This window comes from Mesorhizobium sp. L48C026A00 (assembly GCF_000502375.1).
GTDB lineage: Bacteria > Pseudomonadota > Alphaproteobacteria > Rhizobiales > Rhizobiaceae > Mesorhizobium > Mesorhizobium muleiense.
The window spans coordinates 308,950-332,142 of sequence record NZ_AYWU01000007.1; the positions used below are offsets into that span (position 1 = coordinate 308,950).

The 23,193-nt window shown below is 62.2% G+C and carries 25 protein-coding genes; 3 read left to right on the plus strand and 22 right to left on the minus strand.

The window, feature by feature from the left end:
* Positions 1 to 21 precede the first annotated feature (21 nt).
* Genes X738_RS86995 through X738_RS58025 form a run of 3 tightly spaced genes read right to left on the minus strand, consistent with a single transcriptional unit; the run spans position 22 to position 3,555 of the window.
* Positions 22 to 567, minus strand: coding sequence for a hypothetical protein (locus tag X738_RS86995; RefSeq protein ID WP_245277659.1), 546 nt, complete (start codon positions 565 to 567; stop codon positions 22 to 24).
* Positions 503 to 2,026, minus strand: a complete 1,524-nt coding sequence (locus X738_RS58020; protein ID WP_245277660.1) for a hypothetical protein — start codon at positions 2,024 to 2,026, stop codon at positions 503 to 505. The genes X738_RS86995 and X738_RS58020 overlap by 65 nt, the downstream gene beginning before the upstream one ends.
* Positions 2,023 to 3,555 (minus strand): bifunctional ADP-dependent NAD(P)H-hydrate dehydratase/NAD(P)H-hydrate epimerase, encoded by a 1,533-nt coding sequence (locus tag X738_RS58025; protein ID WP_023799264.1) that lies wholly within the window; start codon positions 3,553 to 3,555, stop codon positions 2,023 to 2,025. The genes X738_RS58020 and X738_RS58025 overlap by 4 nt, the downstream gene beginning before the upstream one ends.
* A 388-nt stretch (positions 3,556 to 3,943) precedes the next feature.
* Here X738_RS58025 and X738_RS58030 point away from each other — a divergent pair, with 388 nt between their 5' ends.
* Both X738_RS58030 and glnA read left to right on the plus strand, forming a co-directional pair.
* Entirely contained in the window at positions 3,944 to 4,282 is a 339-nt protein-coding gene (locus X738_RS58030; RefSeq protein WP_006205430.1) for a P-II family nitrogen regulator, read from the plus strand.
* Between the two features lie 54 nt (positions 4,283 to 4,336).
* Positions 4,337 to 5,746, plus strand: a complete 1,410-nt coding sequence (gene glnA, locus X738_RS58035) for a type I glutamate--ammonia ligase (RefSeq protein WP_023799265.1) — start codon at positions 4,337 to 4,339, stop codon at positions 5,744 to 5,746.
* Between the two features lie 168 nt (positions 5,747 to 5,914).
* On the opposite strand, the gene X738_RS58040 is transcribed toward glnA, so the two are convergent.
* Positions 5,915 to 6,955 (minus strand): glutamine synthetase beta-grasp domain-containing protein, encoded by a 1,041-nt coding sequence (locus tag X738_RS58040; protein ID WP_023799266.1) that lies wholly within the window; start codon positions 6,953 to 6,955, stop codon positions 5,915 to 5,917.
* Positions 6,956 to 7,271: 316 nt separating this feature from the next.
* On the opposite strand from X738_RS58040, the gene X738_RS58045 reads away from it, so the two are divergent.
* The gene (locus tag X738_RS58045) at positions 7,272 to 7,466 is read left to right on the plus strand and encodes a DUF2735 domain-containing protein (protein ID WP_023799267.1); all 195 of its coding nucleotides are present in this window, start codon (positions 7,272 to 7,274) and stop codon (positions 7,464 to 7,466) included.
* A gap of 85 nt (positions 7,467 to 7,551) precedes the next feature.
* Here X738_RS58045 and X738_RS58050 read toward each other — a convergent pair whose 3' ends face one another.
* From X738_RS58050 to rpsE, 18 genes are all read right to left on the minus strand, one after another.
* Entirely contained in the window at positions 7,552 to 9,438 is a 1,887-nt protein-coding gene (locus X738_RS58050; protein WP_023799268.1) for an MFS transporter, read from the minus strand.
* A gap of 286 nt (positions 9,439 to 9,724) precedes the next feature.
* Positions 9,725 to 10,516, minus strand: a complete 792-nt coding sequence (locus tag X738_RS58055) for an ATP12 family chaperone protein (protein WP_023799269.1) — start codon at positions 10,514 to 10,516, stop codon at positions 9,725 to 9,727.
* Between the two features lie 11 nt (positions 10,517 to 10,527).
* Positions 10,528 to 11,442, minus strand: a complete 915-nt coding sequence (locus X738_RS58060) for a DMT family transporter (protein WP_023799270.1) — start codon at positions 11,440 to 11,442, stop codon at positions 10,528 to 10,530.
* 11 nt (positions 11,443 to 11,453) lie between these two features.
* On the minus strand, positions 11,454 to 12,434 hold the full coding sequence (locus tag X738_RS58065) for an RluA family pseudouridine synthase (RefSeq protein WP_023799271.1): 981 nt from the start codon (positions 12,432 to 12,434) through the stop codon (positions 11,454 to 11,456).
* A gap of 64 nt (positions 12,435 to 12,498) precedes the next feature.
* Positions 12,499 to 12,837: a DUF190 domain-containing protein gene (locus X738_RS58070; protein ID WP_023799272.1), complete on the minus strand. Its 339-nt coding sequence runs from the start codon at positions 12,835 to 12,837 to the stop codon at positions 12,499 to 12,501.
* Positions 12,834 to 13,334, minus strand: coding sequence for a fluoride efflux transporter CrcB (crcB, locus tag X738_RS58075; RefSeq protein WP_084833712.1), 501 nt, complete (start codon positions 13,332 to 13,334; stop codon positions 12,834 to 12,836). The genes X738_RS58070 and crcB (X738_RS58075) overlap by 4 nt, the downstream gene beginning before the upstream one ends.
* The gene (crcB, locus tag X738_RS58080; protein WP_023799274.1) at positions 13,331 to 13,720 is read right to left on the minus strand and encodes a fluoride efflux transporter CrcB; all 390 of its coding nucleotides are present in this window, start codon (positions 13,718 to 13,720) and stop codon (positions 13,331 to 13,333) included. The genes crcB (X738_RS58075) and crcB (X738_RS58080) overlap by 4 nt, the downstream gene beginning before the upstream one ends.
* Positions 13,721 to 13,798: 78 nt before the next feature.
* Positions 13,799 to 15,109, minus strand: coding sequence for a replication-associated recombination protein A (locus X738_RS58085; RefSeq protein ID WP_023799275.1), 1,311 nt, complete (start codon positions 15,107 to 15,109; stop codon positions 13,799 to 13,801).
* A gap of 51 nt (positions 15,110 to 15,160) precedes the next feature.
* Complete coding sequence (locus X738_RS58090) at positions 15,161 to 16,648, minus strand: DegQ family serine endoprotease (protein ID WP_023799276.1); 1,488 nt, start codon at positions 16,646 to 16,648, stop codon at positions 15,161 to 15,163.
* Positions 16,649 to 16,844: 196 nt separating this feature from the next.
* Positions 16,845 to 17,276: a 50S ribosomal protein L17 gene (rplQ, locus tag X738_RS58095; RefSeq protein WP_023799277.1), complete on the minus strand. Its 432-nt coding sequence runs from the start codon at positions 17,274 to 17,276 to the stop codon at positions 16,845 to 16,847.
* Positions 17,277 to 17,420: 144 nt separating this feature from the next.
* On the minus strand, positions 17,421 to 18,431 hold the full coding sequence (locus tag X738_RS58100; protein ID WP_023799278.1) for a DNA-directed RNA polymerase subunit alpha: 1,011 nt from the start codon (positions 18,429 to 18,431) through the stop codon (positions 17,421 to 17,423).
* Between the two features lie 205 nt (positions 18,432 to 18,636).
* A complete protein-coding gene (rpsK, locus tag X738_RS58105; RefSeq protein ID WP_023799279.1) occupies positions 18,637 to 19,026 on the minus strand; it encodes a 30S ribosomal protein S11 in 390 nt (129 codons plus the stop codon).
* A gap of 139 nt (positions 19,027 to 19,165) precedes the next feature.
* Positions 19,166 to 19,534, minus strand: coding sequence for a 30S ribosomal protein S13 (rpsM, locus tag X738_RS58110; protein ID WP_023799280.1), 369 nt, complete (start codon positions 19,532 to 19,534; stop codon positions 19,166 to 19,168).
* Positions 19,535 to 19,725: 191 nt separating this feature from the next.
* Positions 19,726 to 20,346: an adenylate kinase gene (locus tag X738_RS58115; RefSeq protein ID WP_023799281.1), complete on the minus strand. Its 621-nt coding sequence runs from the start codon at positions 20,344 to 20,346 to the stop codon at positions 19,726 to 19,728.
* Positions 20,343 to 21,683, minus strand: coding sequence for a preprotein translocase subunit SecY (secY, locus tag X738_RS58120; RefSeq protein ID WP_023799282.1), 1,341 nt, complete (start codon positions 21,681 to 21,683; stop codon positions 20,343 to 20,345). The genes X738_RS58115 and secY overlap by 4 nt, the downstream gene beginning before the upstream one ends.
* A 191-nt stretch (positions 21,684 to 21,874) precedes the next feature.
* On the minus strand, positions 21,875 to 22,348 hold the full coding sequence (rplO, locus tag X738_RS58125; RefSeq protein WP_023799283.1) for a 50S ribosomal protein L15: 474 nt from the start codon (positions 22,346 to 22,348) through the stop codon (positions 21,875 to 21,877).
* Between the two features lie 22 nt (positions 22,349 to 22,370).
* A complete protein-coding gene (rpmD, locus tag X738_RS58130) occupies positions 22,371 to 22,568 on the minus strand; it encodes a 50S ribosomal protein L30 (protein WP_006205449.1) in 198 nt (65 codons plus the stop codon).
* Between the two features lie 25 nt (positions 22,569 to 22,593).
* Positions 22,594 to 23,157 carry a 30S ribosomal protein S5 gene (rpsE, locus tag X738_RS58135; protein WP_006333394.1) on the minus strand — a complete coding sequence of 188 codons (564 nt, stop codon included), beginning with the start codon at positions 23,155 to 23,157 and terminating at the stop codon, positions 22,594 to 22,596.
* Between the last annotated feature and the right edge of the window lie 36 nt (positions 23,158 to 23,193).

The window sequence follows — 23,193 nt, forward strand, 5'->3', positions numbered from 1 at the left end:
GAAAGCGACCACCGCAAAAGCTCACTCCGCTTCCGCGGCGCCGAACCCAGCGCCCATCGTCGCGCGGACGGCTCCAGACCACGGGGTGGCATGATTGTCGATGCGCATCTGGAAGATAAAATAGGTTGGCGAGCAGAAACCGACACCTTTCACCTTGCCGATACCGGGCGTATCGGGCGGCAGCGATTGGCACATGTAATCTTCGCGGCAGAAATGGTCGGCCGAGCAAGCCGGCCGATTGCCGCGGTTGACGGCGCCGCCCAAGCACTGGTCGAAATTATTGGTCGCCACGCAGATGTCGAATTTCTTGCCGCCGACCAGGCCGCAGATCTCGTTCGGCATCGGCTTGCCCGGCTTGAAGCCGGCAAAGGCACGGTCCTTGTCATTGCATCCGCGATAGGCGATGCCGGCCGGCACACCGATCTTCGGTGGCCGGCAGGTGTAGGCGGTGCGCGACATGTCGGTGGCGAAGGCCGCGAACTGGCCTGTAATGCTGTAGCGGTCATTGAAAGGCTGCGTGCCGTTGCTGGCGATCGAGCCGGTCAGGCATGGATGGCCGGAAAACATCTTTTCGCTGTCCTTGGGCAGCAGGCATTGCGCCAGTTTCGGCCGCACCCCCGATGCCGTCGCCAGCGCCGTGCAGACGGTGCCGCCGCCGCATTGCCAGGTCGTGCCGAAGCGGGCCGCATCCTCCGGCATCAAACACGGCATCGCCATCTCGGCCGGTGCGTAAGCGACCTCGCGGGCGTCTTTCCATGCGGCCGGCGGCGCGAAGGACAGCGGGGCGGAGGCGGTTCGGCTCCTTGCCGTCGGCGGTCGCACGCAGCCAGGCTTCGCGCCGCGGCATCTCGGCATGAAGATGCGGCGAGATGCCGACCTCGATGCGGTTCAGCGGCGATGTCGTCTTGTCGTCGAGGCCGATGAAATGGAAACCGGCGGTCGAACTAGCCTGATGACAACCCTGGCAGGCGCCATTGTCGAGCCGCTCGACCAGCGCTTCCGGCGTGCGCAGCAGCTTCAGCGCGGAATAGTCCAGCCCGGAAAAATCCGCGGGATGGAACAGCGGCGTGAACGGGTGATTGGCCTGCCTTGCGCTGCCGAAAGTCGACCACGAGACGACTTTCTTGGCCAGGAATTCATCCGGGATTTCGTAGACGCCGAGATCGACCGCCGCGACATTGGCGCTGATATAATCGGAAAGTTTTGCTTTCAGCGCGGCGTCTTCCGAGAGCAGCGCCACATCCGGCGTGTTTTCCAGCGGCTTTTCGCTGACCGTCTCTCCATCGATGCCAAAAATCCGCAGGAGGTAGGCAGCCTGCCCGCCAAATTCGGTCTCCTGGCCGGAGGGAAAGCGCACCATTTGTGCGTTGAGCTCGAGCTGCTTGAAGCTCAGCCCGGCCCTTTCAAGCGGCCCGCCGATGAGCCAGCCGATATCGACGGTCTCATCGAGCTGCGGCGTCCAGCGTCCGGCAACGCCGACGCAGCCGCCATCGGCGTCCGGCGCGACGCTATAGATGGCATTGAAATTGAACGGCAGGCGCGAGGCCAGAACCTTGCCGTTTTTCTTGAAGCTGTAGGCGAGGCGGTAAATGAAACGGACCTCGCCGCAGCCCCCGTCGCCTCGTATTTCGGCGAAATCACGCCGATCGAGCCGGTTGACGACACCGACCAGCCGAAAGCGCGCAGCGTCGGTCTTCAGCCAGCGCATGTCGATGATGCGGCCGACATTGCCGTCGGTGACTTCGTAGAGCGACCGCCCGCCAGCCTTCATCTCGGCGCGCAGCGCGGTAACATCGCCGGCAATCGTTTCGACGATCTGATGATAGGCCGGCGCCTTGTCATAAAGCGTCTTCAGGTCGGCCTTGCCGTCGACATCGAAAATGCCGGCGAAATCAAAACCCCTGGCGTCGAGAGCGGCGAGCACGGCCGGATCGTCGACGATCATCACCGGACCTTCGGCGCGCGCCAGGCTGGCCAAGAAAAAATTGGCGAGAATCACGGCGATCAGGGCGAGCCGACGGTTCATTCAGCGGTCATCCTGTTGCGATTTTCGGCAAGCTCGCGCAGCACCGGCACCAGCGCCAGCGGCAAGTCTTCAGCGATCAGCCCAGGTCCGAAACGGCTGCCGGCCTCAGCATGAATCCAGACCGCCGCGCAGGCGGCTTCGAAAGCCGGCATGCCTTGTGCCAGGAGGCCGGCGATGATGCCCGACAGCACGTCGCCCGAACCGGCGGTGGCCAGCCATGGCGCGCCGTTGCCGTTGATCGCCGCCCTGCCATCGGGCGCCGCGATCACCGTGTCCGCGCCCTTGTAGACGACGATGGCGCCGGCGCGCGCGGCGGCAGTGCGCGCCTTGGCCAGCTTGGACAGGTTCCTGGCTCCGGCGATGTCCGCAAACAGCCTGGCGAATTCGCCCTCATGCGGCGTCAGCACCAGCGCCGGTGCGTTCGGGCGACGGGCGGCTTCGAACAGAACGTCGGGCGTATCGCGAAACGAAGTGATGCCATCGGCATCGAGCACCAGCCCGTCGACCCTGCCGTGTTGCCGTTGTCCGGCGGCCAGTACGTCGAGGGCAAAATCGCGTGTTTTTTCGCCGACGCCAAATCCGGGTCCGAGGACGAACGCCGACGGCCGCCGGTCGCCAATGAATTTCTGCACATCCGCGATGCTGTCGACCTTTTGCAGCATGATCGAAGTCAGATGCACGGCATTCACCTGCACGGCATTCGCCGGCGACAGCACGGTCACCGCCCCTGCCCCGCTTCTGGCCGCGGCAAGCGCCGATAGCCGTGCGGCACCCGTCGCCGATGGCCCGCCGGAAAAGACGCCGACATGGCCGCGCCTGTATTTATGCGCGTCGACGGCTGGGACTGGGAAATTTTCGAGCCAAATCGGCGGGATGTTCTCGAAGGTGAGCGGTTCAAGCTGAGCAACGATATCGTCGCTAATGCCGATATCGGCAAGCACCAGCTCGCCGCACATCCCGCGCCCCGGCAACAGCAGATGGCCGGGCTTTTTTCGCGCGAATGTTACCGTGAATTGGGCGCGGAATGCCTGGCCGAGAATCTGGCCACTGTCGCCTGACACGCCTGAGGGCAGATCGACCGCGACGACAGGCAGGTTCAGTTCTGTCGCAACCTCGACCGCCCTGGCGGCATCACCGGACAGCGGCTTGGACAGCCCCGCCCCATAAAGCGCATCGACCAGGATCGAACCTTTATCGGCAGCAAATTCCGACAGCGGCCGTGGACTGACCCGGCATTCCAACGCGGCGAGCGCCGCGTCGCTGCCGGCTTTGGGCGAGCCGGATGCCCACAGCAACACGTCGACGGCGCTGTCCCTTAGAATGCGGGCGACGACATAGCCATCGCCGCCATTGTTGCCAGGCCCGCACAGCACGTGGACGCGCCTGGCAGCCGGAAAATGGGCGAGCACCACCGCAGCGACTGCGCCACCTGCATTGCGCATCAGGACAATGCCGTCGAATGGTCCGGCGGAAATCGTCAGCCGGTCGGCCTCAGCCATTTCGGCCGGAGACAGAATTTCATTGCTCATGGATGCCGATCCGCATTGGCTCAAGCCGATCCTGTGGTCAAACCCCGATCCCTGTGATCAAACATTGTCCAGTTTTCGGTTCGAAGCAAACGGCGATGAAATGGCACGATCTGTAAGCACATCGTTAGGGACAATGGCGTCCTCGAAGCACAACTGCCCGCGAAATGCTCTATCTGCCCAATTATTGTGCGGACTGTAGCGTCGACAATGTGTAGGTTCCCAGTATCCATGACGCAGCGAATGACGCGAATTTAGCCCTCAACGCGGCATGGCATCGAAATCGCGTGATACCGCTTCGAATCTCCTCAAATTGGCACAGTTCGTGCTTGAAAGAGGCGCAAGCGGGGCTCACAACCCGTCTTTTTTGACAGTGGAGGCCACTTTTTACATGAAAAAGATCGAAGCGATCATCAAGCCGTTCAAGCTAGACGAAGTGAAGGAAGCGCTTCAGGAGGCCGGGCTGCAAGGCATCACCGTAACGGAGGCCAAGGGTTTTGGCCGGCAGAAGGGCCATACCGAACTCTATCGCGGCGCTGAATATGTCGTGGATTTTCTGCCCAAGGTGAAGATCGAGGTCGTGCTCGGCGACGACGCGGTCGAAGGCGCGATCGAAGCCATTCGCAAGGCGGCCCAGACCGGCCGCATCGGCGACGGCAAGATCTTCGTCTCCAACATCGAGGAAGTCGTGCGCATCCGCACCGGCGAAACAGGGATGGACGCGGTCTGAGGATTCTGATTTCAGATCATCTCCTCGAAACGTCATCAGACAGGGAAACATGACATGACGACAGCCAAAGACATCATGAAGCAGATCAAGGACAACGACGTGAAATTCGTTGACCTGCGCTTCACCGATCCGAAGGGCAAGCTGCAGCACGTGACGATGGATGTCGTTGAGGTCGAGGAAGACATGTTTGCCGACGGCGTTATGTTCGACGGGTCCTCCATCGCCGGCTGGAAGGCGATCAACGAATCCGACATGGTGCTGATGCCCGACACCGAGACGGTGCATATGGACCCGTTCTTCGCGCAGTCGACCATGGTCATCCTGTGCGATATCCTCGATCCGATCTCCGGAGAATCCTACAACCGCGACCCGCGCGGCACCGCCAAGAAGGCTGAAGCCTATATGAAGGCGGAAGGCATCGGCGATCAGATCTTCGTCGGCCCGGAAGCCGAGTTCTTCGTGTTCGACGACGTCAAGTACAAGGCCGATCCGTACAACACCGGCTTCAAGCTCGACTCCACCGAATTGCCGTCCAACGACGACACCGACTACGAGACCGGCAATCTCGGCCACCGCCCGCGCATCAAGGGCGGCTATTTCCCGGTGCCGCCGATCGACTCGGCGCAGGACATGCGCTCTGAAATGCTGACCGTGCTCGCCGAAATGGGCGTGCGTGTCGAAAAGCACCACCACGAAGTCGCCGCTGCCCAGCACGAGCTCGGCATCAAGTTCGACACGCTGGTCCGCAACGCCGACAAGATGCTGATCTACAAATATGTCGTGCACCAGGTCGCCAACGCCTACGGCAAGACGGCCACCTTCATGCCGAAGCCGGTCTTCGGCGACAACGGCTCGGGCATGCACGTCCACCAGTCGATCTGGAAGGGCGGCAAGCCGACCTTCGCCGGCAATGAATATGCCGGCCTCTCGGAGAGCTGCCTGTTCTACATCGGCGGCATCATCAAGCATGCCAAGGCGATCAACGCCTTCACCAACCCGCTGACCAATTCCTACAAGCGTCTGGTGCCGGGCTACGAAGCGCCGGTGCTGCTTGCCTATTCGGCCCGCAATCGCTCCGCCTCCTGCCGCATTCCATTCGGCTCGTCGCCGAAGTCCAAGCGCGTCGAGGTCCGCTTCCCCGATCCGGGCGCCAACCCCTACCTCGCCTTTGCCGCCATGCTGATGGCCGGGCTCGACGGCATCAAGAACAAGATCCACCCGGGACAGCCGATGGACAAGGATCTCTACGACCTGCCGCCTAAGGAACTGAAGAAAATCCCGACCGTCTGTGGTTCGCTGCGCGAAGCGCTGCAGAGCCTCGACAAGGACCGCGGCTTCCTGAAGGCCGGCGGCGTCTTCGACGACGACCAGATCGACAGCTACATCGAGCTCAAGATGGCCGAAGTGATGCGCTTCGAAATGACCCCGCACCCGGTCGAGTATGACATGTATTACTCGGTCTGAGCGGACGAGCTAAGCGACAAACAAAACCCCGCCGGAGCGATCCGGCAGGGTTTTTGTTTGGGATGGCGAACACTCAATCCAGCAGTTGGTGTTGTCGCCCTGACAAAAGGCCGACGCGACGGAGAGCAGTCACGGCGCAGACACTCAGGTCCGAGCCGTGACGAGCGCTCAAGCGGCGGCCGAAACCTCGGCGCTGGTCGGGACGGAGGCGATCGTCTTCAGGATCTGAGAAGCGATCTGGTAGGGGTCGCCCTGCGAGTTCGGGCGGCGATCCTCGAGATAGCCCTTGTAGCCGTTGTTGATGAACGAATGCGGCACGCGGATCGAGGCGCCGCGATCGGCGATGCCATAGCTGAACCTGTTCCATGGCGCGGTCTCATGCTTGCCGGTCAGACGCTTGTCGTTGTCCGGGCCGTAGACGGCGATGTGATCCATCAGGTTCTTGTCGAAGGCTGCCATCAGCGCCTCGAAATAGTCCTTGCCGCCGACTTCGCGCATATAAGCGGTCGAGAAGTTGGCGTGCATGCCGGAACCATTCCAGTCGGTGTCGCCGAGCGGCTTGCAGTGGTATTCGATATCGATGCCGTATTTCTCGGTGAGGCGCTGCATCAGGTAGCGGGCCATCCACATCTGATCGGCGGCCTTCTTGGAGCCCTTGCCAAAAATCTGGAATTCCCACTGGCCCTTGGCCACCTCGGCGTTGATGCCTTCATGGTTGATGCCGGCGGCAAGGCAAAGGTCGAGATGCTCCTCGACGATCTGCCTGGCGACGTTGCCGACGTTGCTGTAGCCGACGCCGGTGTAGTACGGGCCTTGCGGCGCGGGGTAGCCGCTCTCGGGGAAGCCGAGCGGGCGGCCATCCTTGTAGAAGAAATACTCCTGCTCGAAGCCGAACCAGGCGCCCTCGTCGTCGAGGATGGTGGCGCGCTTGTTGGATGCATGCGGCGTCACACCGTCCGGCATCATGACTTCGCACATGACGAGCACGCCATTGCTGCGCGCGGGATCCGGATAGATGGCGACCGGCTTCAGCACGCAGTCGGACGAGTGGCCTTCGGCCTGCATGGTCGAGGAACCGTCGAAGCCCCACAGCGGAAGCTGGTCGAGCGTCGGGAATTCGGCATATTCCTTGATCTGCGTCTTTCCGCGAAGGTTGGGAACCGGGGTGTATCCATCGAGCCAAATGTACTCGAGCTTGTATTTCGTCATTCTAGCCTCTCGTTGCTTTGATCACCGAACCTGGACGGCGCCGGCATGCCAGCCACCCTGCAGCCGACCTGCCGGGTTATTAAAAAGCAATTCGTGTGCCATTCTCACCGGCCAAGGATGCGACAAAACTGACGCCGCATCCCGACAAATCCGCTGCCGCGTAATCGCAATGCGTCCGGATCAATCACAAGCATGTTCTGCATAAATAACAGGCAGATACTGATCTTTTTATAATCATATTGCCTAACTGGATTGCAGAACCTATCTTCGGGAAAGATTGAATCGGCAAGGCTCTGCAGAAGAAGGGAAACCGACTATGGAAATCACTCCTGTCCGTCAGTCGGCCAAAATCCTGATGTTCCCGGTGGCAGCGCGCGCTTCTGCCTCAAATTTAAGCGGAAAGGCTAAGTTCGCGGCAGAGCTTGCTTCGTTGCGCAACCGTACGGATTTCGGAAGCGGCTGGTATCACGAAGCGGCCATCAAGGAAGAAAAACAGGACCGGAACAGCTAACCTTTCCTCCGCATCGCTTTGACGAATTGCAAAGCCCGGCGCGATCGCTCGCGCCGGGCTTTTCATTTTTGCTGTCAGGCGAGGATCAGGTCTTGGCGTGCAAGTCCGTTCCCAGCGTATCCCTAACAAAGATCGTACCGATGATCAGCGACATCGCCGCAATCACCACCGGATACCAGAGGCCGTAATAGATATCGCCGCTGTAGGCGCTGAGCGCGAACACCGTCGCCGGCAGCAGGCCGCCAAACCAGCCATTGCCGATGTGATAGGGCAACGACATGCCGGTATAGCGGATGCGGGTCGGGAACATTTCGACCAGGATCGCGGCGATCGGTCCGTAGACCATGGTCACGTAAATGACCAGGATGAACAGGACGCCGATGACCTTTGCCCAGTTGACCTGTTCAGGGTCGGCAAACATCGCAAAGGCGCCTGCCGCCGGGACGCTGTAGACGGTGATCTCGGGCACCGCCGCGGCCTCATCGGCCGTCAGCAGCTTGTCCTTGACCGCCCGGTCGGCCGCAACCGTCGTCTTGTCGCCGGCGCGGATTGCGGCGGCGTCGAGCTTCAGTTCCGGATTGGCCGCGACGAAGGCGTCAAGCTTCTGGTCGGCGACCTTGGCCGCAGCACGCTTCAGCGGATAGCCGCCGTCCCGCAATGCAATGTTGATTGCCTTCTTGAACGCGGCGTCGCTTGAAGTTGCCTTGTCTGCGGCTGCCACGGCATCATAGGACGCCACCGTTGCGGTGCCGATCTTGACACTGGCCGCGGTCCCCGGTGCCGCTGTCGTGACAATGTCATAGGGCACCGAGCTCTTGGCAAGGAAGTCCGTCGCAATATCGCACGACGTCAGAGGCTTGCGCGCTCCGGTCGGATTGAACTGGAACTTGCAGTCCCCAGGTGCAGCGGTAATCGTCGCACGGGTGTTTTGCTGTGCGGTGGCGAGCGCCGGGTTGGCTGCCCAGGTCAGCGCCTTGAACAACGGGAAGGTGGTGACGATCGCCAGCGCCAGGCCCGCCATGATGATCGGCTTGCGGCCGATCTTGTCGGAGAGCCAGCCGAACACGACGAAGAAGATCGTGCCGAGCGCCAGCGCGATGGCGATCATGATGTTGACCGACTGGCCGTCGACCTTGAGCACGTTCTGCAGGAAAAACAGCGCGTAGAATTGGCCGTTGTACCAAACCACGGCCTGGCCGGCAGTAAGGCCGAAAAGCGCCAAAATGGCGATCTTGGCATTTTTCCACTGTCCGAAGGCTTCCGTAAGCGGCGCCTTGGAGCCCTTGCCCTCGTCCTTCATCCGCTGGAAGGTCGGCGATTCGGCAAGCGACAGGCGAATCCAGACCGATATGCCGAGCAGAATGGCTGAGAGCAGGAATGGAACGCGCCAGCCCCAGGCCTCGAAATCCTCCTTGCTCAGCGAATTTTGCACGATAAGGATGACGACCAGCGACAGGAACAGGCCAAGTGTCGCCGTCGTCTGGATCCACGATGTGTAGAAGCCGCGACGGTCGTCGGGCGCATGCTCGGCCACATAGGTCGCCGCACCGCCATATTCACCACCGAGCGCCAGGCCCTGCAGCATGCGCAGCGCAATCAGGATAATAGGCGCTGCAATGCCCCAGCTTGCCGAACCAGGCAGCAGGCCGACCAGGAAGGTCGACAGGCCCATGATCATGATGGTGACGAGAAAGGTGTATTTGCGACCTACGAGATCACCGATGCGGCCAAACACCAGCGCGCCGAACGGGCGCACGAGGAAGCCAGCGGCGAAAACCAGCAGCGTAAAGATGTTGCGCGTCGCTTCCGGATACGAGTTGAAGAATGTCGAGCCGATCGCTGCCGCCAATGCGCCGTAGAGATAGAAATCGTACCATTCGAAAACGGTGCCGAGCGAGGAAGCGAAGATGACTTTCTTCTCTTCCCGCGTCATTCCGCGGCTTGCTCTGCCGGCGGTCGCTGCCATTGCCATGAATTCGTCCTCCCGTGACATCTCGCTGTGCTTGATGCTGCGCGGTGTCGCCTCTGGACACGAACTCGGGCAGCTATCGCCGCGAGAAGTGACAGAAAGCGCCGCCCAGAGGCAGCCCGTCTTTGGGATTATGACTTTGGTCCAATGCATCGGCCCGAACATCGGAATCGATGTTCGGAAAGCACGATGCATAGATTCAAAGTGTTAGAGCGTATTTTGCACGTCCAACTGGAACGCACGTCGCTCTAATAGGGCAAGGCGAAACGAATGAGGGCGGCGATTGCCGTCAGCCCTTGAGCGCCTCGAGGAGACCGACGGCGGCCATCATGTCGCGCTTGCGGTGGGCACGGCGGGCGACGGCTTCCGCGTCATGGCCCCAGTGCTCGGCCTGCCAGTCCTCGTCGACATGGCCGGCGGCCCAGGCTGCCTCGCCGTCGATCTCGCCGAAATCGACGGCCAGCGCCAGCAGTGCCGATCCCGTCAGCGACGTCATGACGTGGATGGCGGCAAGCCGGAGCGGGTCGGCACGCTGGGCAAGATGAACGCCGAGCACTGCGATGCTCTCGCGCGGCTGCTCGACATGGATCACCCCTTCGGCGAGTTGAAACCGGGCGCCGAGCGCGCTCCGCGCCCAATCGATGACGGGGTCCCAATATTCGTTCTGCCGATCGACGAGCCCTTGGGGGGCGTCGGCGCGATAGCAGAGCAGGTCGGACGAGGCAAAGCGCAGGATGTCTTCCAAAACCGCCTGCGGGTCGCTGGCGACGCCGTCGATGGCCGTGTTGACCAGACGCATGACCGGCATCGTCATCGGGTCGATCGTCTCGCCTTGCGCGGCGAACTCGCCTGCGACCAGAGCGGCGGCTTTTTCGGTCGGCAGGATCAGAAGCGCTTTGCCCGGCGTACGGACCGGCTTGCCATCGAGATGAACCGCAAAACCAGCTTCGGCCGGTGCGACCGAGACGGTTTTGTAAAAGCGTTTCGGCAGGTGCGTCTTCATCTGGATCTGGGCACGGCGCACCGGATCCGGATCGGAAAGTTGCTTTCCCGCTTCGAGGTCGTTGAGAATATCGCGCATGCCGGAGCCTTTCATCCGGGGATCTGTTTTCGGGCCGGCCGATTCACAATGATCAGACCGGCTGCGATGAGGCCGAGTGCCAGGAAAATACGGATGGTCAGCGGCTCGTTCAAGAAGATGGCGCCGCACAGAACGCCGAACACCGGCGAAAGAAAGGTGAAGCTCGACAGGCCCGATGCCGGATAGCGCCGCAGCAACCAGAACCAGAGCACATAGGTGAAGGCGACGATGTAGACCGCCTGGAAAAGCAAGGCCAAGGTCGGCAAAGCGGCGAAGTCGCGGACGGGCGGCCCGGCGCAAGGCAGCACCAAGGCGCCGACCATCGCAGCGCCGGCCAGTTGGTAGAGCAGCAACTTCTCGGCGCTCGTTTCCGCCAGTTTCGTGCGCTTGATGACGATGTAGGTCAAAGCCCACAGAATGCCGGCGCCGAGACTGAGCAGATCACCAATCAGGGTCGCACCGTTATCGGCGCTCAACTGGTCGGAGAACACCGCGACCAGGCCGGCGAAAGCGAGCAGAAGGCCGACGAGCCGGCGCGCGGTGATGCGTTCGTTGAGCAGGAAATGCCCGCCGACCAGCACCCAAAACGGCATGGTGTTGACCAGCAAGGTGTTGCGCGCGACGGTCGTCTGTTCGAGCCCGACATAGAGAAACAGGAACTCGAGACCAAAGAGCGCGCCCGCCAGTATGCCGGCGACAAGGGTTCCGTCGCGGCTGAAAAGCGCAATGCCGCGCCAGCGGCACCAGACGAGAACGCACAGCCCGCCGATGACCGACCGTGCGATCGACAGGAAAACAGGGTCGTAGCCGGCATAGGAGATCTTGGCGGCGACGTAGTTCAGCCCCCAGGAAAAGGTCAGCCCGACCATGATGGCGGCGGCGGCCATGTCGACCCTGTCGCGGCGGTCGAGCGTATCGGTGGCCATACCCACTGGAACTAGTCCTCGGCGCTGGCGTCGTCGAAGCCGATCAGGTTCCAGCTCTGGCGCATATGCGGCGGCATCGGTGCGGTGACGTCGACAAAGCCCTTGTCGGGATGCGGGATGACGATGCGGCGCGCGTGCAGATGCAAGCGGTTCTGCATGCCGCCGGGGAAATCCCAATTGGTGTCGGCCTCGAAATATTTGGGGTCACCGATGATCGGGCAGCCGATGTGAGCGGCATGGACGCGAAGCTGGTGGGTGCGACCGGTGTAAGGCTCCATCTCCAGCCAGGACAGGGTCTGCGCCGCCTGCTCGACGATCCGGTAATAAGACACCGCGTGGTCGGCACCCTTTTCGCCATGCTTGGCGACGCGAACGCGGTCGCCGTCGGGTGTCGGCTCCTTGATCAGCCAGGTTGAGATCTTGTCCTCGCGCTTCGGCGGCACGCCCTTGACCAGCGCCCAATAGGTCTTCTTGGTCTCACGCGCCCGGAACGCCTCGGCAAGCTTCATGGCGGCGAGCCTGGTGCGGGCGACGACCAGCACGCCTGACGTGTCGCGGTCGAGCCGGTGCACCAGACGCGGTTTCTCGCCCTTCTGGCTGCGCCAGGCTTCCAGCATGTCGTCTACATTGCGGGTGACACCTGAGCCACCCTGGACGGCGAGGCCGGCCGGCTTGTTGAAGACAAACACTTTTGGATCTTCATGGATCAGCATCTTGGCCAAAACGTCGGCGTCGCCCTGGTTGCGGATCGAGTGACCGGTGAGCGGGCTCTCGCCCTTCTTGTCCACTTCGAGCGGCGGGATACGAACCGTCTGGCCCGGCTCGACGCGGGTATCGGCCTTCACCCTGCCGCCATCGACACGGATCTGGCCGGAGCGCAGCAGTTTTTGCAGATGGCCGAAGCCAAGACCCGGAAAATGGGTCTTGAACCAGCGATCGAGCCGCATGCCCGCCTCGCCGGCCTCTACCGTGATCTGTTCTACGCCTGCCATAATTCCAATCGCCGTTTCGCGGGCATGCAACGGCATTCACCGGCACCCGCAACCTCACACTCGATCATTCGTTATCGGTTCCATATTGCAGAACCTGAACTTTCTCCAGTGTGATCAAACCACTTGTCATGATTGTTTCAAGGGCGGGCAGGAAAGCGGCTATCTTTTCCTCGTCATCGACGATCTCGATCACAAGGGGCAGATCCTCCGATAGACGCAGGATCTTCGTAGTGTGAAGCCGGCTGGAATGGCCGAACCCCATAGCCCCGCGCAGGACGGTAGCGCCGGCAATCTGCATTTCGCGGGCCTTCAGCACAATCGCCTCATACAGCGGACGGCCGTCTGCCCTGTCGTTCTCGCCGATGAATATGCGCAGCAACTGCGCCTGTCTTGGTATCTTCATTGCCTGGATCCTCTCAGCCGGTTGAGGCGCACTGCAAGGATGTGGCCAAGCCAGACGGCGGCAAGCCACGTTACCACGGAGATCGCGATATTGAGCGCAGCCGCCATAAGCTTCCCGCTTTGCGCGAGGGTGAGCGTTTCAAGGCTGAAGGCGGAGAAGGTCGTCAGGCCACCGCAGAAGCCGGCCATGAAGAACTGGCGCTGCAACGGGCTGGCGAAGACGCGGCCATCCGGCCCCGTCAACGTCGCGTAGAAGCCGATGAGGAATGAGCCGACAATATTCACGAGGAGCGTCCCGAATGGGAATCCATTGCCCCACAAGGCAGTGCTCGTCAGCGAGGCAAGCGCCCGCAGCACGCCGCCGATCATGCTGCCTGCGGCCACGGTCGCATAGATCCGAACCGCTTCGTTCGTTTTGCGCCAGCTAATGAGGCGCGCCGCATGCTCTGCTGCGGCGGTGTCCGTCCCGCCGGAGCGGAGCTTCCGCGGGCTGCTCATGGCACCCCACTGCCAATCAGAAGACTTCCTGCGGCAAAGCCCAGCGTCACACCACCGAGGCTCAGAAAGACCGAAAGCAGCACATTGCCACCGGCGCGCAGCCATTCGCCCTGGCGCGCCAGTGCCAGTGTCTGCAGGCTAAAGGAGGAAACCGTGGTGTAGCAGCCGAGGCCGCCGGTTGCGGCAAAGGCCCAGATGGCGGGCATGCTGTCGCGCGCCACCGCATGCGCAACGACACCGATCGCAAATGCCCCCGAAACGTTGACGACCATTGTGCCCCAGGGAAAGGTCTCGCCGACCCGGCGGGCGACAAAGCCGGACAGGAAGAAGCGGGCCATTGCGCCGATCGCGCCACCAAGACAGACAAGCAACAGATGATACATCATGCTCCCTCTTGCCGGTCAGGCTACAGTGTCAGGCAGATCCGGCCTTCTTGGTCTCAGAGACCGCAGGGCCGCGCAAGCCTACTTTTGCCGCTCGCCGCGCAGCTTCGCCCAATAGTCGAGCCGCTTCCTGATATCACGCTCGAAACCGCGCTCGGGCGGATCATAGAATTTACGGCGGCCCATCTTTTCCGGAAAATAATCCTGTCCGGAAAAAGCGTCCGGCTCGTCGTGGTCGTAACGGTAGCCGGCGCCGTAATCTTCTTCCTTCATCAGCTTGGTCGGCGCGTTGAGGATGTGTTTGGGCGGCAGCAATGAGCCGAACTCCTTAGCCGCCTGTGTGGCAGCCTTGAAGGCGGTGTAGACGGCGTTGGATTTGGGCGCGCTGGCGAGATAGACCGTGGCCTCGGCGAAGGCGAGCTCGCCCTCTGGCGAGCCCAGATAGTCGTAGGCATCCTTGGCGGCATTGGCGACGACCAGCGCCTGCGGGTCTGCCAGCCCGATATCCTCCATCGCCATGCGCACCAGGCGGCGGCCGAGATAGAGCGGATCCTCGCCGGCATCGAACATGCGGGCGAGATAATAGAGGGCGGCATCGGGGTCGGAGCCGCGCACCGATTTGTGCAGCGCCGAGATCAGATTGTAATGGCCGTCCTGGCCCTTGTCGTAGATCGGCGCGCGGCGCTGGACGATGCGCTGCAGGCCTTCGGCGCTGAACACCTCGCCTGACTTGGCGGCGCGCCAGACCTCTTCTGCCAGCGTCAGCGCCGCACGACCATCGCCATCGCTCATGCGGACGAGCATCGCCCTCGCCTCGTCGTCGAGCGGCAGCGCCCTGCCCTCGGTCTCCTCGGCACGGGCCAGCAGTTTTGCGATGCTGTCCTCACCGAGCGAATGAAAGACCAGCACGCGCGCGCGGGACAGTAGCGCCGCATTCAGCTCGAAGGACGGGTTTTCGGTGGTGGCGCCAACCAACACGACGGTGCCGTCTTCCATCACAGGCAGAAAACTGTCCTGCTGGGCGCGGTTGAAGCGATGTATCTCGTCGACGAAGAGCAGCGTCTGACGGCCGTTGGTGCGGCGCAGCTTCGCCGCCTCGAACACTCTCTTCAGGTCGGCGACTCCGGAAAACACCGCCGATATCTGTTGGAACGCAAGGCTGGTTTCGCCGGCAAGCAGCCGCGCGACCGTGGTCTTGCCCGTCCCGGGCGGCCCCCAGAAGATCATCGAGCCGAGCGAGCCGGAGCCGATCAGCCGCGTCAGCGCGCCGTCGGGTCCGGTCAGATGCTCCTGGCCGACGACCTCGCTGAGGTTCTGCGGGCGCAGCCGGTCGGCCAGCGGCCTGCCGGGCGGCGCCTTTTCCGGTTCATCGACACTGAACAGATCGGCCATGCACGTCTTTTCGTTGGAGCGCGATCTCGTCCGAAGGATCGACGCTCGGGCTCAGTAACGCAACACCTGGCGCAGTATCTGCCCGCCGCGCTCGACGGTAAAGCGCCACCAACGCGTCTCCTGCATGGCTGCCTGCTCCAGGGTCGCCGCGGTATCGATGGTCAAGCCGTTGACCTCGCGAACGATGTCGCCCGGCTGGAAGCCGAAACCGGCTGCGGGCGAACCGCGATTGATGTCGATCACCGTAACACCCTTGACGTCCGTGCGAATGCCGAGCCGCTGGGCGAGCCGCGGCGACAGTTCCGCAACCTTGGCACCGGAGAACGGGCTGCGACCGCGCAGCGTCACTTCCGCGAGTTTCGCACCTTCCGGCGCACGCTCCAGCGCGATGTCCATCGCCGCTTGCTGGCCTTTGCTCAGAACGGCGAAGCTGGCATTGGTGCCGATCGACAGCGTCGCCATCCGGTAATCCAGCGCCTCGATGCTCTCGACCGGCGTACCATTGAGCGACAGCACGACGTCACCGGCCTTGAGCCCCGCCTTGGCCGCCGGCCCAGCTTCGTCGATGGACGAAACCAGTGCCCCGGTCGGCGTCTCGAGACCGAGCGATTCGGCGATTTGCGGCGTCACGCGCTCGAATTCGGCGCCGATATACGGCCTCTCGAAGAAGTCGCGCCCGGCCTTGGCCGCATCGGCAAACGCGCGAACCATATTGGAGGGAATAGCAAAGCCGATGCCGATCGAGCCACCGCTGCGGCTGTAGATCGCCGTGTTGATGCCGACCAGTTGGCCACCCATGTTGATCAGCGCACCGCCGGAATTGCCGGGATTGATCGCAGCGTCGGTCTGGATGAAGAAACTGGAATCGGAAACGCCGATGTGGCTGCGGGCAAGTGCCGAAACGATGCCGCTGGTGGTGGTCTGGCCGACACCGAAGGGGTTGCCGATGGCCAACAACAGGTCGCCGACCTCAAGCGCGTCGGAATCGCCGATGGCGACGACCGGAAATGGCTTGTCGGCGGAGATCTTGAGCACGGCGAGGTCAAGTGTCTCGTCCTTGAGCAGCACCTTGCTGTCGAATTCACGCCCGTCCGCGGTGGCGACCTTGACCTGATCGGCGTCCTTGATGACGTGGAAATTGGTGACCACTATGCCTGTCGGGTCGACCAGCACGCCGGAGCCGAGCGAAGACTGCGCGCGCGGCTGCGAACGACCGAAGAACTCTTCGAAGAACGGATCGCCGTCGAAGGGCGACCTCAGCCTGGCCGTTTGCGAGGCATAGACATTGACCACGGCCGGCGCCGTCTGCTTGACCAGCGGCGCAAACGACAGTTGCATCTCCTCGCGGCCGAACGGCACGCGCTTGTCTGGACCGGAGGTGGCATTTTCGCCTTCGGCGCCGCGCAACATGTCGGTCAGCACGTCGGACAGACCGGGATCGGCCTTGGTGTCCTGAGCCAGCGCCTGCCTGGCGGCCGGCACGACTGCCGCCGCCGTCAAGGCGCAGAGTAGAACAAGGGACATCCGTTTTACGCGCATTCCGAATCCTCCGGGGGTCGGGCGCCATTGTCCCGACGATTGTGCAAAATGAAAGGCTAAGTCGATGTAATCGAATTATTCTCGAGGAAAAGACATGGGCTTAAGTCAAGACAGTCCCCGCAATGCTCCCTACCGCGTCCAGAACGCACAAAAGGGCCCGCAGGCCCTTTTGAACTCCTTGAGGGAAAACCGAAGCTTATGCGGCTGCGGCTTCCTCGTCAGTGCCTTCTGCCTCGATGCGGGCACGGTCGCCGGCGCCCTTGGCCGAGGTGTCGCGATCGACGAACTCGATGACCGCCATGGCGGCATTGTCGCCGTGGCGGAAGCCCGCCTTCATGATACGCAGATAGCCGCCGTTGCGGGTGGCGTAGCGCGGCGCGATCGTGTCGAATAAGCGCTTGACGACGCCTTCATTGCCGATCTGGGCAATCACCTGGCGGCGGGCATGCAGGTCGCCGCGCTTGCCTAGCGTCACCAGCTTCTCGACGATCGGACGCAGATCCTTCGCCTTCGGCAAGGTGGTGAGGATCTGCTCATGCTCGATGAGCGACACGGCAAGATTGGCAAACATCGACTTGCGGTGGCTTATGCTGCGGGCGAACCGGCGGCCTTTAAATCCGTGGCGCATGGCTCTTCTCCTGGTGTTGTGGGCGGTTGGCCCGGCTGTTTCGTTTTGTGAATGGTCAATAGTGAATGGTGAATGGAAGGGCTCTACCTCTCCGAAGTCGCCGACCGACGACCATTCACCATTTCACCATTCTCAATTCACCGGTCAGTATTGATCTTCGTAACGCTTGGCGAGGTCTTCGATGTTTTCCGGCGGCCAATCCGGCACTTCCATGCCGAGGTGCAGGCCCATCGCCGCCAGGACTTCCTTGATCTCGTTCAGCGACTTGCGGCCGAAGTTCGGGGTGCGCAGCATCTCGGCTTCGGTCTTCTGGATCAAGTCGCCGATATAGACGATGTTGTCGTTCTTCAGGCAGTTGGCCGAACGCACCGAAAGCTCGAGTTCGTCGACCTTCTTGAGCAGCGCCGGGTTGAAGGCAAGCTCGGTCACCTGCTCGGCGGCGACTTCCTTCTGCGGCTCGTCGAAATTGACGAACAGGCCAAGCTGGTCCTGCAGGATGCGGGCGGCGAAAGCCACCGCGTCCTCGCCGGAGATCGAACCGTCGGTATCGATCGTCATGGTCAGCTTGTCGTAGTCGAGAACCTGGCCCTCGCGGGTGTTCTCGACCTTGTAGGAGACCTTCTTGACCGGCGAGTAGAGGCTGTCGACCGGGATGAGGCCGATCGGCGCGTCTTCGGCGCGATTGCGGTCGGCCGGAACGTAGCCCTTGCCGGTATCGACGGTGAACTCCATGCGGATTTCTGCGCCCTCGTCCAGCGTGCAGATGACGTGGTCGGGATTGAGGATCTCGACGTCGCCGACCGTCTGGATGTCGCCGGCCAGAACAGCGCCCGGTCCCTGCTTGCGCACGACCATGCGCTTGGGGCCGTCGCCTTCCATGCGGATGGCGATTTCCTTGATATTCAAGACGATATCGGTCACGTCCTCGCGCACGCCGGCGATGGACGAGAATTCATGCAGAACGCCGTCGATCTGCACGGCGGTCACCGCCGCGCCACGCAGCGAAGACAGAAGCACGCGACGCAGCGCGTTGCCGAGGGTCAGGCCAAAGCCGCGCTCGAGCGGCTCGGCGACCAGCGTGGTCAGCGTCTTCTTCTTCGAAGAGAACTCGATCTTGTTCGGCTTGATCAGTTCCTGCCAATTTTTCTGGATCATGATGCTTTCCTTCCGTTGACCCGCCACCATCCAATCGTGGCGGGCGACCTGGAATGCCGTGGAGGAACGCTCCTGGCGTTCGCGCGGCGTTCGGTAATTTTTTCCCTAAAGCGCGTAGCGCTTCAGGTCTCTGTTCTTATGCCTGTCGTTGCCCCAAACCGCTGCGCCTCGGTTCAGGCCCGAGGCAATGCTTGGGCGACAATCTTTAGACGCGGCGCTTCTTGCGCGGGCGGCAGCCATTGTGCGGGATCGGCGTCACATCACGGATCGAGGTGATGGTGAAGCCGGCTGCCTGCAATGCGCGCAGCGCCGATTCACGACCTGAGCCCGGTCCGCAGACCTCGACCTCAAGCATGCGCATGCCGTGTTCCTGGGCCTTCTTGGCAACGTCCTCGGCAGCCATCTGGGCAGCGAACGGGGTCGACTTGCGAGATCCCTTGAAGCCCTGGGCTCCCGCCGACGACCAGGCAATCGAATTGCCCTGCGCGTCGGTGATGGTGATCATCGTGTTGTTGAAGGTCGAGTTGACGTGGGCAACGCCCGACGAGATATTCTTGCGTTCGCGACGGCGAACACGTGTGGCTTCCTTGGCCATGATGGTCCTTTCAGTTGATCTCTACACCGCCGTAATGCCAGCGGCTCCACCAGGGAGAAGGCAGTAGGGGAATACGGCAGAAGGGCAGTATGTCTGCCGATCCTATTGAGTTACTGCCCTACTCCCGTACTGCCCTAAATTACTTCTTCTTGCCGGCGATCGACTTGGCCGGACCCTTGCGGGTGCGCGCATTGGTATGCGTGCGCTGGCCGCGAACCGGCAGCGAGCGGCGATGACGCAGGCCGCGGTAGCAGCCGAGGTCCATGAGCCGCTTGATGTTCATCGACACTTCGCGGCGCAGATCGCCCTCGACCTGGTAGTCACGGTCGATCGTCTCGCGGATCTGCAGCACTTCCGCGTCGGTCAGCTGGTTGACGCGGCGCTCGGCCGGGATGCCGACCTTGTCGACGATCTCCTGGGCGAAGCTCTTGCCAATGCCGTGAATGTACTGAAGCGCGATGACGACGCGCTTGTTGGTCGGAATGTTGACGCCGGCTATACGAGCCATGTTCTTCTCTTCTCCATGTGGGCCGGACAAGCCGGCGCTATCAAAGTTGCCCCGCGTCCGGTGGAGGCCGGCCCATGCGGGAGTTTCCAGTTCAAAGCGGCTGCCTTGCCCTTGCGGGCAAGCAAGCCTCGTGCCTGATAGGAAGACGGGCCGCCATACCCCAGCGAACCGCTCCAGTCAAGCGTAATCGTTTATTTTCCGTACGCAGACCCTTGCGCCGCCACTGGGGTCGCAGCCGTGAGCACAGCTTCGATCTGCCGCGTCACCGCATCGATGTCGGCCATGCCGTCGACACCTCTCAGCTTGCCCTTGGCATAGTAGTAGCCGATCAGCGGCGACGTCTTCTTGTAGTACTCCTTCAGGCGCTCTTCGAACACCGCCGGATTGTCGTCCTTGCGCACCGGCAGACCCGCGGCCTTGGCCTCTTCGGCGCGCTTGCCGATTCGGCCAACCAGCGCCTTGTCGTCGACGACAAGTTCGATGACGGCGTCGAGAGTGAGGCGGCGAGCCGAGAGCATCGATTCAACCGCGTCCGCCTGCACCAGGGTTCGCGGATATCCGTCAAGGATGAATCCCCATGCGCAATCGGCCTGATCGATACGCTCGGCGACGATAGCGTTGACGATGGCGTCGGAAACCAGTTCGCCAGCGTCCATCACCGCCTTGGCCCGTTTGCCGACTTCGGTGCCGGCCTGGACAGCAGCGCGCAGCATATCGCCCGTAGAGAGTTGGGGTATGCCGTATTTTTCTACCAGTCTTTGTGCTTGTGTCCCCTTGCCCGCCCCTGGCGGCCCAAGCAATATCAACCTCATCTGGCCTTCTTCCCCCCGCGCAGCTTCGACTTCTTGATCAGGCCCTCATACTGGTGCGCGATCAGGTGACCCTGAATTTGCGCCACCGTGTCGAGCGTTACACTGACCACGATCAGAAGCGATGTGCCACCGAGGTAGAATGGTACGCCAGTCGCTGAAATCAGGAACTCGGGCAGCAGACACACCAGCACCAGATAAATGGCGCCGACGACAGTTATGCGGGTAAGGACATAGTCGATGTAATCCGCGGTGCGCTCGCCCGGACGGTAGCCCGGAATGAAACCCGAATGCTTCTTGAGCTGGTCGGCGGTGTCCTTCGGGTTGAAGACGATCGCCGTATAGAAGAAGGCGAAAAACACGATCATCGCCGCATAGAACGCCATGTAGAGCGGCTGGCCATGACCGAGTGCCGCCAGGACGGTGCTGGCCCAGGCTGGCATGTTGGTCGTCTGCGAGAAGCCGGCGACCGTCGCCGGCAGCAACAGCAGCGAAGAGGCGAAGATCGGCGGAATGACGCCGGCCGTGTTGAGCTTGAGCGGCAGGTGCGAGGTGTCGCCCTGGAACATGCGGTTGCCGACCTGGCGCTTGGGATACTGGATCAGCAAGCGCCGCTGGGCGCGCTCGAAGAACACGATCAGCGCGATGACGACGACGGCAAGAACGATGATCGCCAGGATCAGGCCGGTCGACAGCGCGCCGGTGCGGCCAAGTTCCAGCGTACCGGAGATGGCTTGCGGCAGGCCAGCGACGATGCCGGCAAAGATGATCAGCGAAATGCCGTTGCCGATGCCGCGGGCGGTGATCTGCTCGCCGAGCCACATCAGGAACATGGTGCCGCCGACCAGCGTGATGACGGTCGAGATGCGGAAGAACATGCCGGGATCGCTGACGATGCCGCTGCCGCCTTCCAGCCCGACCGCAATGCCGTAGGCCTGGACCAGCGCCAAAAGCACGGTGCCGTAGCGAGTATACTGGTTGATGACCTTGCGGCCCTGCTCGCCTTCCTTCTTCAGCGACTCCAGTGACGGGATGACGGAGGTCATCAGCTGCATGATGATGGAAGCGGAGATATAGGGCATGATGCCGAGGGCAAAGATCGCCATGCGCTCGACGGCGCCGCCGGCGAACATGTTGAACATGCCAAGCACGCCCTTGCTCTGCGACGAGAAGGCCTGGGCGAAAGCGTCGGGATTGATGCCGGGCAGCGGGATATAGGTGCCGAGGCGGTACACGAGCAGCGCGCCAACTGTGAACCAGATGCGCTTCTTCAGATCCTCCGCCTTGGCGAAGGCCGAGAAATTCAGATTCGAGGCTAGTTGTTCAGCAGCCGAAGCCATGCCTGATTCTCCGCTTGGTCACGCTCGATGGCCCGCAACTCAGGCGGCGCGTGTCACCGAAGCTCACGAGATAAGCTCCGGACTGCAAACATGCAAGCGGCCGCGTTGACGCGGCCGCCATATTGATCGGATCAAAGCGCAATCAAAAGCGAAACGTGTCCCGCTCTTGCCGATCGCGCTTCAAATCGCCGTTACTCGGCTGCTGCCTTTTCCGGCAGCTTCACCGAACCGCCGGCCTTTTCGATCTTCTCGACGGCAGCCTTGGAGGCGCCGGCCACGTCAAAGGCAAGCTTCGACTTGATCTCGCCGTCGGAGAGGATGCGCACGCCGTCCTTGACGCGGCGGATGACGCCGGCCGCGACCAGCGCTTCGGCGGTCACGGTCGTCTTGGCGTCGAGCTTCTTGGCATCGAGCGCAGCCTGGATGCGGGCCAGCGACACGACGGCAAAGCTCTTGGCGAAGATGTTGTTGAAGCCACGCTTCGGCAAGCGCCGATAGAGCGGCATCTGGCCACCCTCGAAGCCGTTGACGGCGACGCCGGAGCGCGCCTTCTGGCCCTTGACGCCGCGACCGGCGGTCTTGCCCGAGCCGGAGCCGATGCCGCGGCCGAGACGCTTCCTGGAATGCGTCGCGCCGTCCTTGTCACGCAGATCGTTGAGTTTCATCTGAGTTCTCCTGCGCTCTGGTTCAGCCCTCGTCCACGACGCGGACGAGATGCTGGACGGCAGCGATCATGCCGCGCACGGAGGGGGTGTCCTCCAGCGTGCGCTGCTTGTGCATCTTGTTGAGGCCGAGGCCGACCAGCGTCGCGCGCTGCTCCTTCGGCCGGCGGATCGGCGAACCGATCTGCTCGACGGTGATGGTCTTGGTTGCTTTCTTGGCCATGGTCAATATCCCTGGTCAGCGTCGACTATTCTTCGGCCGCTACGGCGGTGCCGCGGCGGGCCTGAAGGGTCGAATACTTGATGCCGCGCGCGGCAGCCACATCCTTGGGATGCATCTGGCTCTTCAGCGCGTCGAAGGTGGCGCGAACCATGTTGTAGGGGTTCGACGAACCCATCGACTTGGCGACCACGTCATGCATGCCGAGCGTCTCGAAGACGGCGCGCATCGGGCCGCCGGCGATGATGCCGGTACCCTGCTTGGCAGCGCGCAGCAGAACGCGTCCGGCACCCCAGCGTCCTTCGACGTCGTGATGCAGCGTACGGCCCGAGCGCAGCGGCACGAAGATCATGTCGCGCTTGGCCGATTCGGTCGCCTTGCGGATCGCCTCTGGCACTTCGCGCGCCTTGCCGTGACCGAAGCCGACACGGCCCTTCTGGTCGCCGACGACGACGAGTGCTGCAAAGCCGAAGCGCCGGCCGCCCTTGACGACCTTGGCGACGCGGTTGATGTGGACGAGCTTGTCCACCATGCCGTCGTCGCGCTCTTCGCGATCACGGCCGCGGCCGCCATCCCTACGTTCCTGTGCCATATCCTGTTCCTTGTTTTTTTCCGGAAGCACGGTTGA

Coding starts and splice junctions, on each gene's coding strand:
- X738_RS86995 (WP_245277659.1), bottom strand. CDS start 567: ATGTTTTCCGGCCATCCATGCCTGACCGGCTCGATCGCCAGCAACGGC.
- X738_RS58020 (WP_245277660.1), bottom strand. CDS start 2,026: ATGAACCGTCGGCTCGCCCTGATCGCCGTGATTCTCGCCAATTTTTTC.
- X738_RS58025 (WP_023799264.1), bottom strand. CDS start 3,555: ATGAGCAATGAAATTCTGTCTCCGGCCGAAATGGCTGAGGCCGACCGG.
- X738_RS58030 (WP_006205430.1), top strand. CDS start 3,944: ATGAAAAAGATCGAAGCGATCATCAAGCCGTTCAAGCTAGACGAAGTG.
- glnA (WP_023799265.1), top strand. CDS start 4,337: ATGACGACAGCCAAAGACATCATGAAGCAGATCAAGGACAACGACGTG.
- X738_RS58040 (WP_023799266.1), bottom strand. CDS start 6,955: ATGACGAAATACAAGCTCGAGTACATTTGGCTCGATGGATACACCCCG.
- X738_RS58045 (WP_023799267.1), top strand. CDS start 7,272: ATGGAAATCACTCCTGTCCGTCAGTCGGCCAAAATCCTGATGTTCCCG.
- X738_RS58050 (WP_023799268.1), bottom strand. CDS start 9,438: ATGGCAATGGCAGCGACCGCCGGCAGAGCAAGCCGCGGAATGACGCGG.
- X738_RS58055 (WP_023799269.1), bottom strand. CDS start 10,516: ATGCGCGATATTCTCAACGACCTCGAAGCGGGAAAGCAACTTTCCGAT.
- X738_RS58060 (WP_023799270.1), bottom strand. CDS start 11,442: ATGGCCACCGATACGCTCGACCGCCGCGACAGGGTCGACATGGCCGCC.
- X738_RS58065 (WP_023799271.1), bottom strand. CDS start 12,434: ATGGCAGGCGTAGAACAGATCACGGTAGAGGCCGGCGAGGCGGGCATG.
- X738_RS58070 (WP_023799272.1), bottom strand. CDS start 12,837: ATGAAGATACCAAGACAGGCGCAGTTGCTGCGCATATTCATCGGCGAG.
- crcB (WP_084833712.1), bottom strand. CDS start 13,334: ATGAGCAGCCCGCGGAAGCTCCGCTCCGGCGGGACGGACACCGCCGCA.
- crcB (WP_023799274.1), bottom strand. CDS start 13,720: ATGATGTATCATCTGTTGCTTGTCTGTCTTGGTGGCGCGATCGGCGCA.
- X738_RS58085 (WP_023799275.1), bottom strand. CDS start 15,109: ATGGCCGATCTGTTCAGTGTCGATGAACCGGAAAAGGCGCCGCCCGGC.
- X738_RS58090 (WP_023799276.1), bottom strand. CDS start 16,648: ATGCGCGTAAAACGGATGTCCCTTGTTCTACTCTGCGCCTTGACGGCG.
- rplQ (WP_023799277.1), bottom strand. CDS start 17,276: ATGCGCCACGGATTTAAAGGCCGCCGGTTCGCCCGCAGCATAAGCCAC.
- X738_RS58100 (WP_023799278.1), bottom strand. CDS start 18,431: ATGATCCAGAAAAATTGGCAGGAACTGATCAAGCCGAACAAGATCGAG.
- rpsK (WP_023799279.1), bottom strand. CDS start 19,026: ATGGCCAAGGAAGCCACACGTGTTCGCCGTCGCGAACGCAAGAATATC.
- rpsM (WP_023799280.1), bottom strand. CDS start 19,534: ATGGCTCGTATAGCCGGCGTCAACATTCCGACCAACAAGCGCGTCGTC.
- X738_RS58115 (WP_023799281.1), bottom strand. CDS start 20,346: ATGAGGTTGATATTGCTTGGGCCGCCAGGGGCGGGCAAGGGGACACAA.
- secY (WP_023799282.1), bottom strand. CDS start 21,683: ATGGCTTCGGCTGCTGAACAACTAGCCTCGAATCTGAATTTCTCGGCC.
- rplO (WP_023799283.1), bottom strand. CDS start 22,348: ATGAAACTCAACGATCTGCGTGACAAGGACGGCGCGACGCATTCCAGG.
- rpmD (WP_006205449.1), bottom strand. CDS start 22,568: ATGGCCAAGAAAGCAACCAAGACCATCACCGTCGAGCAGATCGGTTCG.
- rpsE (WP_006333394.1), bottom strand. CDS start 23,157: ATGGCACAGGAACGTAGGGATGGCGGCCGCGGCCGTGATCGCGAAGAG.